Source organism: Flavobacterium flavipigmentatum (genome assembly GCF_020911905.1).
In the GTDB taxonomy this organism is placed as follows: Bacteria; Bacteroidota; Bacteroidia; order Flavobacteriales; family Flavobacteriaceae; genus Flavobacterium; species Flavobacterium flavipigmentatum.
On record NZ_CP087133.1, the window covers coordinates 3536227 to 3551723 of the forward strand.

The following is a 15497-nucleotide window of genomic DNA, read 5'->3' on the forward strand; positions in this document are numbered from 1 at the left end:
CAATTAAATCAATATGCTAAAAAACTTTTGCAAAATTTGTATTGCTCTACTTCCTATCCTTGTCGTTAGTTGTTATGGTGTCAATGCTGAGACTTCAGAAATAGGAACAATTAACACTACTTGCCAATCTAAAAATGCTTGGGAAGCACTAACAAAAAAATATTCTACTGATAAAATTAAAGATTCTAGTTTTATAGAAGGACTACAGTATGTCAAAAATCATTTTATAAAACCAGAATATATTCTTTATTTCGACAGTGGTCCCAGAGAAATAGTGGGTTGCGATTATTATACCATTAGAGTGGCATACAACCCAAAAATATTTGCAGGTGTGCCTCCCCTACTTGTGCCAATGTCTGTTCTATTTGTAAGAAAAAATAAATATATTTGATCCACAAAAACTCAGAAACAAATCTTCCTGTTTACATCTCTTTTTTTGGATATAAATAAGTGAAAGACTACTCTAATCACAAACAAAAAATTCAACATTCAAAAATGATTGTAAATACTAAAAATTCTGCTTTAATAATTATCTTCCTTTTTTTTTGTACCCAAGTATGTTCAGTCTACGGACAAAATTCAAAAAAATATTCAAAAGAAATTCAATCCAAAATTAAAGAAGTCGAAAACCATCTTTCGAGCTGGGTACAATTAGAAAATAATCCTCAAAATTGGACATTAGAACAAAGAATGAAATTTTACCATGCAAATGGTGTTAGCATTGCAGTGATCAAAAACTATAAAATAGAATGGGCAAAAGGCTATGGTTGGGCAGACAGTTTAGAACAAAAACCTGTTACAACACAAACTTTATTTCAGGCAGGTTCTAATAGTAAATCACTAAATGCAATTGGTGTATTGAAATTAGTTCAGGAAGGAAAATTGAATCTCAATGCAGATATAAACGACTACTTAAAAACATGGAAATTTCCTTATGACTCTTTATCCAGAGGCAAAAAAATAACCATAGCAAATTTGCTGAGCCATACAGCAGGCCTAACAGTGCATGGATTTAATGGGTACGAAAAAGGAGAAGCAATACCAACTATTATACAAACATTAAATGGTGAGAAACCTGCCAACTCAGAAGCTGTTCGTTCTGCGTATGAACCCTCTCTTAAGTATGAATATTCTGGTGGTGGAACAACTATTTCGCAATTAATCATTGAGGATGTCACAGGAAAACCTTATCATGAATATATGTGGAAAAATATATTACAACCACTAGGCATGACCAATAGTTCTTATGAACAACCTCCATCAAAAGAAACATTAAAATTAGCAGCAACTGGCTATTACAATGACGGGAAAGCCGTAAAAGGAAAATATCATATTTATCCAGAGCAAGCAGCAGCAGGCTTATGGACAAACCCAACAGATTTAGCAAAATATGTAATTGAAACGCAACTTTCTTTACAAGGAAAATCACAAAAAGTGCTTTCAAAAGAAATGACTATCACAAGACTAACACCTTATATTGATACTAAATCAGCTTTGGGCGTATTTATAATTAATAAAAATGGTGTTAAAAATTTTGAGCATGGCGGCGTAGACGAAGGTTTTGTAAGTCAATACATTGGAACTCTTGAAGGAGGCAATGGAGTTGTAGTTATGACAAATACTTACAATACAGCTTTATTTGATGAAATTATCAGAAGTGTTGCCTCTGTGTATCATTGGAAGAATGCTTATACGCCTGAGATTAGAAAAGAAATCTACATAAAAGACGAAGATTTACAACCTTATCTAGGAAAATACGGAAGTGGCAATTACATATGGTCAGTAAACAAAAAAGATGACGGTATTTATCTTAGTATAACGAATAATGACTATTGGGGCAACTGTATCTGGAAAATGCATTTCACAAATGATGATGATTTTTTTGTTATCGAAAAAGATAGTCAACTTAATTTTATAAGAGATAAGTCTGGAAAAATTACAGCTCTTAAATGGAGTGGTGATATATTGAATAAAGTAAAAGAATAATCTACGCACTTCAACCAATTTTTTGACAATCTAGTGGGTAGTGCCAATGGGTGTTCGTAAAGTGAGAGACTAATATTAATACTTAAAATAAAAATTACTCATTGTGGGCATAGATTGTAAATCTGTGCTGTTCGAAATTCTAATCTGATAAATTATATAAATCTATAAACAAAATGAATTACAACGACTACTAAAATTTATACTTTATATTGAGTATAACAAATAACAATTCTGTACTTATTTTTTTTGCAAGTAGTATTTCCTTAATTAATAACAAACTTTAGTAAGCATCAAGGCATTAAAAGAAATGAACAAAAAATCTCGCAGAAAAAAACCTAAGAAAATCATTCCAGAAGAAAGCTATTCTGAATATATTAAAAAGGTAATAAAAAACATTTTTACACAACCTACTAGTCTAGTTTATTGTGGCTTTGCATTAGTTTTAATCGCTCTTTATTGGTATGATAGCGGATTTGAAAATATGCTTAGAATGCTTTTCTTGTTGATAAATGCATCTGTAATCATGTTGTTTTTAGGAGAAATTTTAGGTACAATCATTTCTAAAAAAATAGATAAAAATAGTGTTATTACGCAATTGATTGTAATTTCTATTTTGACTTTTATAAGTTTTTTTTTCTTCGATGAAAATTTTAGATATTGGTCATTTGTTTTAGGTATCTTACTATTTATTCCAATACTGATACATGTTGTGGTTAATGAAATCAGAATATGGTTAAACTTTTAAACAAAAATTGCCATTGCCAGAGGAGATGAGACCTCCAATAAAGGTGATTTTAACCGAAGACCGTGAATTGAAAAACTAACCTTAGAAATGAAAAAAATAATATTTAAGTTTTGGGTAATTAATTTATTGATAAGTATTATACTATTTATAATCTATAGGCTTATTATTGCGGGAACTAATTATGCTGTTGATATGAATTTATTTGAAAAAATTTTATTCATTATCGAGGCAGTATTAGATATTTGGTTTTCAACAGTATGTCTTATTGTGATGCTTGTTTGTTCGCTATTATTTTTTCTAAATCTAATAGAAAAGATTAGAAACAACTACTTTTTATCATTATTAACATTCTTGGGAATACCAACTATTTGCCTCATTTATTTAATTGTAATTAATATTGATACAGGCTTCAAATTTTTCACAACTGTTTTGGTATTGACAATAATTTATGTATTCCTTACAACAATAGAGTTTATAAAATTCAGAAAGAAAATAAAAATCCATGAATTAATTAATGAAAATATCCCAAGTAGCTAGAACCGCTGTAGTAGTAGAATCTTAGCGGAAATTTTATCGAACCGACAGTAAAAAATGAAAGTATATAAATACATATCAATTAGAATTTTGACATTCATAATATCATTCATAATGATATATTATCTATCATATTATACTTTGCCAAAACATTTACAAGAAGACCACTTTTGTTTTGTTTCTGAAATTAATAGATTTTTTGAATTAAGCCTGATTTTCACAATAATATTTTTATTATATCTACTAACAGAAATCTATCTTTTTAACAAACGAAAACAAACCAAATTACGAAATATAGCAATAATTTTTAGTGTATTTACGACCATAGCTGTTGTTGCTTTATTTTATGCTAATGCAATCTTTTAAATAAAATAAATTATGCGAATATCATTTTTACTTATACTTCTGACCTTTTCGATTCAATCATTTGGGCAAACATTAAAAGACTGCTCAACTTGTTCAACACAAATTATCAAAATAGAACAAATTAAAGATCTAAGCATTGACGAAATCCGTTTTTTAACAAATGATTTATTTGCAAGAAAAGGTTATAAATTTAAAGTTTCAACTATTGATAATTATTATTCTACAAAGACTTGGTATAAACCAATTGAGGATAATAATAAAATTGAATATAATTCAACTGAAAAGCAAAATATTAAATTATTTCAAGAAAGAACAAAAGTATTAAAAGAAGATAGAGAAAAATTAATTGAAGATTTAAAATTATTCAAAGTTGCATTATTGCAAAATAACGAAGAAATTTTAAATACTAATTTCAATTTCTCTGTTAAAAAAATTCTAGGAGAAAAGAATAGTGAAAATTACAAATATTTCTTTGAGGTTATTCATAATTTAAACGTAGATGAAATAGGATGGTTTAAAAAACAAGCCCATTATAAAAAGAAAATAGATAACTTATCTGAAACATACGGTTATGAAATGATTATTGAAAGTAATAATGTCTTTTTTCGATATGATTATGATAGTGGTTCTGAAGATATCAAAGATGAATTATACACGTCCGATATTTACAAAGAATTTACATATTTTTGGAATTTTAAATTCATAAATAATCAACTAAAATTTATAGATTTTGGTGTTGCAGGATAAAAAAACTTCCGCGAACACTTACAACAACAGATTTAAGCAATTGGTCTACTAAGAAAGTTGGTTCTGTATTTGGAGAAATTCAGCAAATCAAAAAATAGCGTTTAGTTTATTACCAAACCCGCTTTGATACCATAACGCTAGTGGCTATTGTACTTCTAATACTCAAATAAATTCTTATGAAAACATTTTATACATTCTTTTTATTTTTAATTTGTAATTATTTTTATGCTCAAACTGATGACTCATTCATAAAAGAAATCAAAGAATATGTAATTAAAATAGATTCTATAAATAAATTGGATTTATATAACACAAATTATGTAATATCAATTTCGGATGGTATCATAGAAATGAATAATAAAGTTGTTGGTGGTTATGGCATCAGAACTCTTTCTGATATAGAAAATAATTTTATATATAGAATCAATTATGGAGGAGGGACCGATTTGTACATTCATAAAACATACTATTATCAAACAAATAAATTGTGTTATGCTGTTTTTGAAATAAATGATTACAAAAATAAGTTAGGGAAAATTTACTTAAAAGAAGAATTTTATAAAAATGACAAGAAAATATCTTCAATTGTAACGGTGAATAAATTAGATGAAAAAAATAGAAATGAAACAGATATTTCATTATTTGATGATGGCGTTAAATATTTTAATGACAAAAAAAACAACAGCCACTAACTACTGCTACAACTAATTGGTTAAATTGACTTAATGAAAAAGTTGGCGCTGTATCTGGAGAAATTCAGCAAATCAAAAAATAGCGTTTAGTTTAGTAGCAAACCTACAGCACTAGAGGAACAGATTGGAAACAATATTTAAAAGCACTTTATGAAAACGATTATTACTCTATTTATTAGTTTAATTCTATTAACTTCTTGCGATAAACGTAATTTAGAAAAAAAGCTTCCCCAAGAAGAGTTGGAACATAAGCATCATGTTGAAATCCATCGTGAAATGGATAAAATCAGTGCTGAATTAGGAAAATTTGAAGAACAATTAAAAATAATGTACACTGATTCCGAAAAGAATCCTGAAAAAGTAATTAAAGAAGCAGATAGCTTACTGACTGTCAAATATTTTGATAAATATAAATTGCAAATTAAGCCTAATATTGATGACAAATTACATTATTTAAAAGCCGAATTGTTTTACAAACTTGGAGAGTTTAGTAAATCGATTAAGGAATTAAATACTGATCAATATAAACAAGGCGATGCAGCAGCTGCATACGCCGCTAATTACATAAAACTAAAAGATTATAAAAGAGCTCGATTGTTTATCGATAGTATTGGCAATTACATTTCTGATTATGCACGTGGAAATTATTATGAAAGTATGGGTAACAAAATTGCCGCATTAAAAATTTATCATTCAATAAGAAAAAATAAATCAATAAAACATTATGAATTCTACAAACTCACAATTGCAAGATTAAATGAACTTAATAAAAATAATCCAAAGCTTCTTAATGAAATTTATTTTCCGACCGGAAATCCAGCGTTTAAAATCTGCGATTCAGACAATAAGAATAGAAGAAAGATTTTTAACTTGATGGAGAAGCTTCCAGAAAATCAAAAATGGGCTGGAACAAGTATTATAGAATCGCCGCAAGAGAATGATAAAAATTATTATTGGGTCAGGGTTAAAACAGTACAAGACAAAGAATTTAACTATTACATTTACGAGAAAACTTTTGAAATAAAATTTTTCGATCAAAAAAATAATAAATTAATGACGTTGGCTGAATGGCGAATGTCAAAATAAAGCAAGTTTATAAGAGCTGTTTGGCTAAATTAGATCTTTAGTAGAATTACTTTAATCAAAAAAGTTTATGTAAAGCAGAAAATACTCTGCTCTTATTTACCCAACCTCTAAAAGTTCCAAAATGTTGATAGAAATGCTAAGTAAACAAAGACACTAAAAATGAAAAATAAAATTATAATCTTTCTTTTATTAATATTTACATCCGTTTGTAATGCTAAATATTCACCACTTCTTATTAGTCAACTAATCGATAATTCAAAAATAATTGGAATTGGAGAAATAAAGAATGTGGAGGGAAAACAGATTTCTGTACTTTTTAGCGAATTAATCAAAGGAAAGCTAACTAACCTAACTGTAAAAATTAATCAATTTGAAAATTGGACTTGCGCTTCACGTTGGACAAATTACAAGAGAGGACAAAAAATATTTTTTTTTTTGACAACAGAAAAGGGAGTTTATACAATTTTAGGATCGGGAAATGAAGGAGAATTACCTATTCAAGGTAAAAAAGCTTATTATAAAAGTCCATACGGAGGATTAGACAAGGATTCAACTAAATATTTAGTTTATGGAGGAGAATTATTTGGTTATACTTATAATTTGTTAGACGTCAAAAACGGAATTTTAGAATATATATCCAACAAATTGTCTTTTCATAAAATCGCAAAACAAAAAAATATTAAAAACGTAAAAATAGAAAACCCATTTTTAAAAAGATTAGTATGGGAATTATATACAGAAATATATTAATATAAATAATAGCAATATATTCCAATAATTACTACAACAACAGATTTAAGCAATTGGTCTACTAAGAAAGTTGGTTCTGTATCTGGAGAAATTCAGCAAATCCACTTTAATAAAAGAACTCATTAGGGATAATTTTAACAAAAAAACCATTCCAAAATAGAAACCAGAATAGAAATAATGAGCAAAAATCTAAAAGAAAAGACTTAATAAGAATCAAAGATAATCATGAATTTTAATGAAAAAATAATTCCGAAATTGGTTGGAATTTTTACCCTGATCTTTGGCTTGTCCATAATCTTTTTTGATATCAAAAGTGGGTATAGATTATCAGTTTTATATTTAATTCCTTCAATTTTTGTTGCAGTTGGACTGTTTGCTATTTTTAACGAAAGTATTTTAAGATGGCTTAATAAAATAATGACGAAAGAAATCTTTGAAAAAAACACCAAATTTATCTTTTTCATTTTACCCCTTTCTATATTTTCAATAATTGGATTTTTAATGATGTTTTTTGCATTTAAATTAAATTGGGATGTTGATTTATTGGGTTGGTCAACAATTTCTATATTTGCTTTTTTTCCGTTAATAATGATTTATGGTTTAGTTTTTGGATTTTCGATTCCCGAAAAACGACAAAGACTAATAGAGGAAAGTCAAGAGAAAAGACGAGAAAAATTATTCTCTAATGATAAAGGAATTACTATCGAAATGCCTTTATTTGATAAAAACTGTTTTATAAGTTGGCCATCTATTGAGGCCATTATTTATTATAATTACGTTGTTAGGAGTGATTTTACAGAATATTATGAAGGTTATAAACTGTATTTGAATTCAATACCCGTTTATACAAAATATGAGAAACAATGGTGGCTAAATAAATTATTTCCAAAAGACGCTCAACATAAAATAATTGACATTAATAATGAAACAGAACACTTTTCTGAAATACCCAAAATAGTTGAGAAATATCTAAAATCAAAAGTAACTATAGATTTTACAGACCCAATGAAAGGGACGCTGACTTCAAGTAAAATTTATAAAAATAAAAATAGTACAACAACTATTGAAAAATGGAAGCCAAGTAAAAAAGAAAGTGAGCAAATTGTTTTTGACAAATTCAATAGAAGTTTAGAAGAAATTAAAAAAAACTACCGCTAATAACTACAACAGATTTGGGCAATTGATTGATGGGAAGTTAGTTTTGTATTTGGATAAATTTACTTCGCCTGTTCGCAATAGCTCAAAAATAGGGCTTAATTTAGTACCAAACTATATTTAACAGTGGAAAGTTATATTCAAGCCATCAATATTATGAAAAATGATAATCGGAAATAAAGAAAATTTCGCAATTGAATTTGAAAAATTGAATTCGAACCCAGAAATGGGCTATGGTAAATTATGGTTACAAAATAATTTTTTTGGCACAAAAGAAGACTTAATTTATTTGAACGGTTATTTATTGTCATTGCTGGATGAAATATTAAACGCTAAAATTATTACGTTGAATATTGAAGATAAAAATCCAATAGAACTATTTAATTTTCTAAAATATTTTGGAAGAAATTATTTAATCTTAGGATCAACATTTACAGATGATTTTGAAGCTTATTGCTACAAAAGCAATGAAAAAATATTTTTGATTTGGAAACTCCGAGAAGTTGAAATGATTTTTGATGAACTGAAAAACTATGATCGAGAAATTCAATTCTGCAACGCAAATTATATTGAAATAAAAATTGTAAAAGAAGATTTTATTAATCAACTTAATAAAGCCTGATTATAACAGCTACTCTCTATTTATTTAAGCAATTGTGTTCTATTAGAAAGTTTATTATCCTCCGTCAAGTAGAATTCGACCGACTGAAAACCTGATTCAACCGACTGAAAACTTGATTGAGCCACTGAAAACTTGATTCGACCGACTGAAAACCTGATTCAACCGACTGAAAACTTGATTCAACCGACTGAAAACCTGATTCAACCGACTGAAAACCTGATTCAACCGACTGAAAACTTGATTGAGCCACTGAAAATTTGATTCGACCGACTGAAAACCTGATTCAACCGACTGAAAACTTGATTGAGCCACTGAAAACTTGATTCGACCGGCTGAAAACCTGATTCAACCGACTGAAAACTTGATTCAACCGACTGAAAACTTGATTCGACCGACTGAAAACTTGATTTGATCATTGTAAAGTAGAATTCTACCGTATGCAAGTATGATTTGACCACTGTAAAGTAGAATTCGACCGTATGCAAGTATGATTTGACCATTGTAAAGTAGAATTCGACCGTATGCAAGTATGATTTGACCATTGTAAAGTAGAATTCGACCGTATGCAAGTATGATTTGACCACTGTAAAGTAGAATTCGACCGTATTCAAGTTAGATTTAGCCATTGTAAAGTAGAATTCTACCGTATGCAAGTATGATTTGACCACTTTAAAGTAGCATTCGGCTGTATGCAAAGATAATTTGATCATTTTTAACTAGCATTCTACCCTCCTACTCATAGTCTCCCCTGACTTTGCGTTTCTTATAAAGTCTACTTGTAAATTATGAACACTATAAAAGTTTGCTCACTTTTTCTTAAATACGGCTAAGAATAATTAATTTTAATACTTACTAAATTCAATTATAAAACAATTACAAAGTCAGTACAACACACAAATACCAACCTTAAAACACTGCTTATCAATATATTTACTAAAATATTTTTTACTATTTTCTGAAAATAATAGTTAAAAAAATTGCGAAACCGAATAGTTGCGTATATATTTGCAACCAATTGGTTTCACAAATACTAATTTAAAATAGAATTTATGGCACGTATTAATCCTTACATTCACTTTAATGGAAATGCCGAAGCAGCATTTACATTTTATAAATCGGTTTTTGGTGGTGAGTTTTCAAAGATTTCCCATTACAAAGACATAGCAAGCGATGAGTATCCAATTTCGGAAAATGATGCCGAGAGAATCATGCACATTGCCCTGCCTATTAATAATGGTAATGCGTTAATGGCAAGTGATACACTAACAAGTATGGGACAAGTAATGGAAACCGATAACAGATATACGGTTTTTATTAGCGTAGAAAGCCAGGAAGAAGCTGTTAAATTATTCGTAGGACTTTCTAATGGCGGTACAATTGAAATGCCAATAAATTACGGTCCGTCTGGAAATTACTTTGGTATGTTTGCTGATAAATTTGGCGTTCAATGGATGGTAGATTTTGATCCTAGAAACACATGAGACGAGACATTTTTCAAGCCATTGCCGATCCTACAAGGCGGTCGATTATTACGCTAATTGCTCTGCAGTCTATGACACCAAATGCCATTGCAGAGAACTTTAATACAACCCGTCAGTCGATTTCGAAACATCTTCGCATACTCACAGAATGCGAAATTATAAAACAAGAACAACAAGGAAGAGAAATTTATTATTCGCTTCAAATTAATAAAATGAAAGAAATTGATCAATGGCTGAACCCCTTTAGAGAAATCTGGGAAACTGCTTTTAACCAGCTTGATGACGTATTATTAACTATGAAAAACCAGAAAAAATGAAAAACGATTTGCTATTCGATTTTACCTTAGACAAACCATCTAAAACGGTATTGATAACACGAGAATTTGCTGCAGAATTGCCGCTAGTTTGGGATGCTTTTACGAAAGCGGAACTTTTGGACCAATGGGTTGCACCAAAACCTTGGTCTGCCAGAACAAAACACATGAATTTTGAAGTTGGCGGAAGAAGATTTTATGCCATGGTGAGTCCTGAAGGACAAGAACGGTGGTCGGTTCAGGAATTTACTTCTATCTCGCCAAAAACCAATTTTAAAATGTACAATACTTTTTCAGACGAAAATGAAAACCGCCAATTACCTGGTTCTGAATGGGATTATAATTTTAGCGAACAAAACGGAATAACAAAAGTAAAAATCACCATTGTAAATGAATCTCTCGAACGTTTGGAAAAAATGATTGAAATGGGCTTTACAGAAGGATTTAAAATGAGTATTGATAACTTAGAAAAGTTATTAGAAACGCTATCTCAAAAATAATTTAAAAATAAATTGATAGCACATAGTTTATCATTACAATCACTATAACAGAGATAAGTATAAGCAATTATATTATTTTTAGCGATGTAAGATACTTTTTTTTGAATGTATTTTCCTTTGTGAAGTTTGATCACTTATGATCAACTATATACATATATGAAGCCGTTGGGTATTGATCTTGACAATAATTTATGTATTCATTACAACAATAGAATTTTTATAGTTCAGAAAGAAAATAAAAATCAAAGAATTTAATTAATATAAACTACCTCCAAGCGGTCAAACCTTTTGGGCAACAGAAAAAAAACTGATGGACAAATCAAAGCTCAATAACTTTTTTCATTCTTTATTTCCTATACAAAAAGAAATTGTTGAAAAAATTACGGAAACATTTTGCGATTTTACAATAGATAAGAATACAATATTACTTGATAAAGATGCTATTAGTACAAAAACATATTTTTTAGAGAAAGGATATATGCGTTCCTATATTCTTAATGAAGATAATGAAGAAATTACAACCAATATTTATTCCGCTCCTTGCTTTGTAAATGACTTTTTATCTTTTTTCAAAAAAGAACCTACAAAAGAAACTTATCAAACCATAACTGAATGCTCATTTTGGCAAACAAACTTAGAAAACGTCCAGAAAAATTTTCATAGTATTCCTGAATTCAGGGAGTTCAGTAGACTTTTATTTGTTATAAATTATTCTAAACTAAATGATAGAGTGATTGAAATGGCAAGTAAAAAAGCAGAAACAAGGTATATAAATCTTTTAAAAGAGCAACCTCATATTTTTCAAAACGTTCCACTAAAAATTATAGCTTCTTATCTAGGTATTACCGACAGTTCGTTAAGTAGAATTAGAAAAGAAATTAGCAAAATATAATTTCTTGCCATTTATCAAGTGCTTATCTAGTCAAGAGTTTTAATATTTGTGAAAAAATAAAAAATGCAAAAAAAACACATTGTTATTATAGGTCTTGGAGGCGTTGGTGGTTATTTTGGGTTTAAGATATCACAGAGTAACGAAACAAATAAACAAAATGAAATTTCATTTATTGCTAGAGCTAAAACATTTGAAATAGTAAAAGAAAGAGGTCTTACGTTGCTCTCTTCTGAACACAAAAATAGCATCACAAATCCTGATGCTATTTATCAAAATATTTCGGAAATTAAAAATCCAGATTTGGTCTTTATCTGCGTTAAAGAATATGATTTAAAGAATATTTGCATTCAACTATCAAAAATAATTACAAAAAATACAGTTTTACTACCAATGATGAACGGAGCTGATATTTATGATCGAATTCGAAAAATAATACCTAACACCATTATTTTACCTTCTTGTGTCTATGTTGCTTCTCATATAAAAGAAAAAGGAATCGTTGAACATAAAGGGAAAGCAGGACAATTAATTTTTGGTAAAGATCCAGAACATACTTCTGAAAATATTGATTGGATTCTAAATTTGCTAGAGATAAGTAACATAAATTTTGACTTTAAAGAGAATGTTCAAGTTGATATTTGGACTAAATTTATTTTTATTGCAAGTTTTGGTTTAGTAACGGCTAAACATAATTCATCTATTGGTGACGTTTGTACTATTGAATCGCAAAGAGAAGAAGCAACCAAAATTATGATTGAAATAAAATCAATTGCTGATAAAAAAGGTATTCGTATGCATGATGATATTATTCAAAAAACATTTGAAAAAGCATCAACGTTTCCTCCGAAAACACCGACTTCTTTACAACTTGATGTAAATTCAGGAAAAGAAAATAATGAACTGGAACTTTTCGCTGGTGCGATCATTAATTATGGAAAAGAAATAAATGTAAGTACCCCTTTTTCTGAAAAAATATATCTGGAAATAAAAGCTACTCAAAACAGCTAAAGTTTTCGTTGGATGCGACGCCCAAAAAATGCAACTAATGTTGAACAGAAACACTGAAAATATGCAACTATCGGATTTACGAAAAATTTTGAAAAAAAAATTAAGAGGATTTATAGTCCTCTTTTTTTTGAGTAGTTTTTAATATGCTTTATTCACTTTTAAGTATAAAATCTTTTATATCTAAAATCAATTTTACGAGAATTAGAGATTTGCTATGTTGTTTTCAAAGTAAATACAAGTTTTTTTTAATGCTGAAAGTTTAGTTGACTAAAAAGCCTTCAGAACAGAAAGGTTTTTAACAGATTCTACTAAAAACGTCTTATAAAAATTAAATTTCTCACTTAGCCCCGATGGAAGTGGCATCCTTTTATGGCAATCACGACAACTATAGGAGCCATAAAAGATAGAACGTACAGCGGGACAGATCGTCTTAAAATACGAAAATCGTCTGCTTCTAAAGAAATCTATTATTCAACAAAGCCTTGTCAATAAAGACTTTTGAAGGTTTTTATAGTTGCTCTATTGCATGATAAGAAAAAATTATAACTAATTTATATTATAATACGAAAAACAGCTGTACATTTGCCTAACGGTGTTAAACAATTTAATACTCAAAAAAATGGCAAGTAAAGATCGTATATTAAGACAAAAAGAAGAGACAAGAACTAATATTCTTGAAGCTGCTTATGCTATCGTAAAAGAAGACGGTTGGCAAGGTCTGAGTATGCGAAAGATTGCCGATAAAATTGAGTATACTGCTCCTATTATCTATGAATATTTTTCTAACAAAGAAGCTATTCTTCAGGAATTAACAGGTAAAGGGTTTGTAAAATTGTCTAAAGAGCTGGAGAATGCCAAAGCCAAATTTGATCAGCCAGAAAAACAATTGGAAGCGATGTGGATGGCGTACTGGGATTTTGCTTTTACAGATACCGAAATGTATCAGGTAATGTTTGGTGTACAAATGAATTGTTGTTCGCAACAGTGTGATGCTGCTAAAAAGCCTTATGAATTATTTACTTCTGTGATTGCCGAAATAATGAAAAACAGCAACCCAACGCAAGAAGTCATCAAACAAAAGTACTTTACTTTCTTTTCTGTTATTCATGGTTTGATTGCGATAAACATTATCAATCAAAGTGATATAATGGAAACGATTAACAATCAAATCTTGAAGGATGCGATTGGTGGTATCATCAAATCAATACAATAAAAAAAATTTAAATTTTACTTAACAGTGATAAATGATTTAATAGAGTAAATAACAAGCTTGTTTTGCTACTATACTTAACAGTGATAAATAATTTAATACCGATTATGAGATAGAATCGGAAAGGCGTTGTATTATGATTATTTGCGCCAATATACTTAACGACGTTAGAAAATTTAATACCCATAAATACAAATAGAAAAAGTCCGATGAATAGAATTTTAAATAGCGAGAATGTCCAACAAATTAAAACCAATAGAAAAATGAAAAATGTAATTATATCCAGTTTTATCCTTGCGCTCGTATTAAGTAGTTGTGCGGATAAGGCGCAAGCACCAGCACCAGCTGCCCCTATTCTTCCTGTTTTAGCGATCACCAGTTCAAACGCTAACACAGATGCAGAATATCCGGCTGCGATACAAGGAGCTGTAGATGTCGAAATTCGTCCGCAAGTAAGCGGAAACCTCGAAAGAGTATATGTTGACGAAGGTGCTTATGTAGCAAAAGGTCAAACGTTATTCAAAATAAACGAACGTCCTTATCGTGAGCAATTGAATAATGCTTTAGCCAGTCTTCACGCTGCAGAAGCCGCTTATATCAACGCACAATTGGAAGTAGATAAATTGACTCCTTTGGTACAAAACAAAGTTGTCTCAGACTATCAGTTAAAAACAGCCAAAGCTTCCCAAAAAATTGCGGCTGCCAACATCGAGCAAGCCAAAGCGATGGTGGGTTCAGCAAAAATCAATTTAGGATATACCAACGTTACGGCTCCGGTGAGCGGTTATATCGGAAGATTACCAAAAAAACAAGGAAGTCTGGTTGGTGCAACAGATCCACAACCTTTAACCAACCTTTCAGACGTGCACGAAGTGTTTGTTTACTTCTCATTGGGCGAAACTGACTTTATCAAATTTAAAGAACAATATGCAGGAAATACGATTGGCGAAAAAATTAAAAAATTACCTCCAGTATCCTTAATCCTGGCAGATAATAATGCCTACGCACAAACAGGGAAAATTGATATGGTTGATGGTCAATTTGATAAAACAACTGGTGCAATTACTTTGAGAGCTACTTTTCCGAATGCCAAAGGATTACTACGTTCTGGAAATACAGGAAGAATCCGTTTAGGTATTCAGCATGATGATGCTATTCTGGTGCCGCAATCGGCTACCATCGAAATGCAAGACAAAATATTTGTTTTTTCTGTAAACAAAGAAAATAAGGTTACCAAAACGCCTATCACAATAAGTGGAAAAAGCGGAAACAACTACCTCATCAAAGATGGTGTAAAAGCAGGAGATCAAATTGTATTGAGCGGTATAGACAAACTTCAGGAAGGGCAGGAAATTCAACCTGAAAAATCAACTGCAAAAGTTGCCCAAATAATTAACAAAAAATAATTT

General features: G+C 29.7%; 17 protein-coding genes. 16 read left to right on the forward strand and 1 reads right to left on the reverse strand.

Annotation, left to right across the window (positions count from 1 at the left end; translation table 11 throughout):
* The first annotated feature begins 13 nt into the window (after positions 1-13).
* The 9 genes from LNP22_RS15135 to LNP22_RS15175 all read left to right on the forward strand — a co-directional run bounded on the left by LNP22_RS15135 (position 14) and on the right by LNP22_RS15175 (position 8683).
* Positions 14-391 carry a hypothetical protein gene (locus tag LNP22_RS15135; protein WP_229974207.1) on the forward strand — a complete coding sequence of 126 codons (378 nt, stop codon included), beginning with the start codon at positions 14-16 and terminating at the stop codon, positions 389-391.
* Between the two features lie 104 nt (positions 392-495).
* On the forward strand, positions 496-1986 hold the full coding sequence (locus tag LNP22_RS15140; protein WP_229974208.1) for a serine hydrolase domain-containing protein: 1491 nt from the start codon (positions 496-498) through the stop codon (positions 1984-1986).
* Positions 1987-2293: 307 nt separating this feature from the next.
* Positions 2294-2731 (forward strand): hypothetical protein, encoded by a 438-nt coding sequence (locus LNP22_RS15145; protein ID WP_229974209.1) that lies wholly within the window; start codon positions 2294-2296, stop codon positions 2729-2731.
* A 912-nt stretch (positions 2732-3643) separates the two neighbouring features.
* Complete coding sequence (locus LNP22_RS15150) at positions 3644-4378, forward strand: YARHG domain-containing protein (protein ID WP_229974210.1); 735 nt, start codon at positions 3644-3646, stop codon at positions 4376-4378.
* A gap of 176 nt (positions 4379-4554) precedes the next feature.
* Positions 4555-5070 (forward strand): hypothetical protein, encoded by a 516-nt coding sequence (locus LNP22_RS15155; protein ID WP_229974211.1) that lies wholly within the window; start codon positions 4555-4557, stop codon positions 5068-5070.
* 150 nt (positions 5071-5220) lie between these two features.
* On the forward strand, positions 5221-6156 hold the full coding sequence (locus tag LNP22_RS15160; RefSeq protein WP_229974212.1) for a hypothetical protein: 936 nt from the start codon (positions 5221-5223) through the stop codon (positions 6154-6156).
* A 159-nt stretch (positions 6157-6315) separates the two neighbouring features.
* Complete coding sequence (locus LNP22_RS15165) at positions 6316-6906, forward strand: hypothetical protein (RefSeq protein ID WP_229974213.1); 591 nt, start codon at positions 6316-6318, stop codon at positions 6904-6906.
* Positions 6907-7161: 255 nt separating this feature from the next.
* Positions 7162-8064, forward strand: a complete 903-nt coding sequence (locus tag LNP22_RS15170) for a hypothetical protein (RefSeq protein WP_229974214.1) — start codon at positions 7162-7164, stop codon at positions 8062-8064.
* A 160-nt stretch (positions 8065-8224) separates the two neighbouring features.
* Positions 8225-8683, forward strand: a complete 459-nt coding sequence (locus tag LNP22_RS15175) for an Imm42 family immunity protein (protein ID WP_229974215.1) — start codon at positions 8225-8227, stop codon at positions 8681-8683.
* 221 nt (positions 8684-8904) lie between these two features.
* Here LNP22_RS15175 and LNP22_RS15180 read toward each other — a convergent pair whose 3' ends face one another.
* Positions 8905-9393 carry a hypothetical protein gene (locus LNP22_RS15180; protein ID WP_229974216.1) on the reverse strand — a complete coding sequence of 163 codons (489 nt, stop codon included), beginning with the start codon at positions 9391-9393 and terminating at the stop codon, positions 8905-8907.
* A 339-nt stretch (positions 9394-9732) separates the two neighbouring features.
* Between LNP22_RS15180 and LNP22_RS15185 the strand changes: the two genes are divergently transcribed.
* The 7 genes from LNP22_RS15185 to LNP22_RS15215 all read left to right on the forward strand — a co-directional run bounded on the left by LNP22_RS15185 (position 9733) and on the right by LNP22_RS15215 (position 15494).
* Entirely contained in the window at positions 9733-10164 is a 432-nt protein-coding gene (locus LNP22_RS15185; protein WP_229974217.1) for a VOC family protein, read from the forward strand.
* On the forward strand, positions 10161-10481 hold the full coding sequence (locus tag LNP22_RS15190) for an ArsR/SmtB family transcription factor (RefSeq protein ID WP_210666673.1): 321 nt from the start codon (positions 10161-10163) through the stop codon (positions 10479-10481). The genes LNP22_RS15185 and LNP22_RS15190 overlap by 4 nt, the downstream gene beginning before the upstream one ends.
* Positions 10478-10978 (forward strand): SRPBCC family protein, encoded by a 501-nt coding sequence (locus LNP22_RS15195; protein ID WP_210666672.1) that lies wholly within the window; start codon positions 10478-10480, stop codon positions 10976-10978. Before LNP22_RS15190 ends, LNP22_RS15195 begins: the two co-directional genes overlap by 4 nt.
* A 310-nt stretch (positions 10979-11288) precedes the next feature.
* Positions 11289-11870: a Crp/Fnr family transcriptional regulator gene (locus tag LNP22_RS15200; protein WP_229974218.1), complete on the forward strand. Its 582-nt coding sequence runs from the start codon at positions 11289-11291 to the stop codon at positions 11868-11870.
* A 63-nt stretch (positions 11871-11933) separates the two neighbouring features.
* Positions 11934-12878 (forward strand): ketopantoate reductase family protein, encoded by a 945-nt coding sequence (locus LNP22_RS15205; RefSeq protein ID WP_229974219.1) that lies wholly within the window; start codon positions 11934-11936, stop codon positions 12876-12878.
* 619 nt (positions 12879-13497) lie between these two features.
* Entirely contained in the window at positions 13498-14091 is a 594-nt protein-coding gene (locus LNP22_RS15210) for a TetR/AcrR family transcriptional regulator (RefSeq protein ID WP_229974220.1), read from the forward strand.
* Positions 14092-14351: 260 nt separating this feature from the next.
* The gene (locus LNP22_RS15215; RefSeq protein WP_229974221.1) at positions 14352-15494 is read left to right on the forward strand and encodes an efflux RND transporter periplasmic adaptor subunit; all 1143 of its coding nucleotides are present in this window, start codon (positions 14352-14354) and stop codon (positions 15492-15494) included.
* Positions 15495-15497 lie beyond the last annotated feature (3 nt).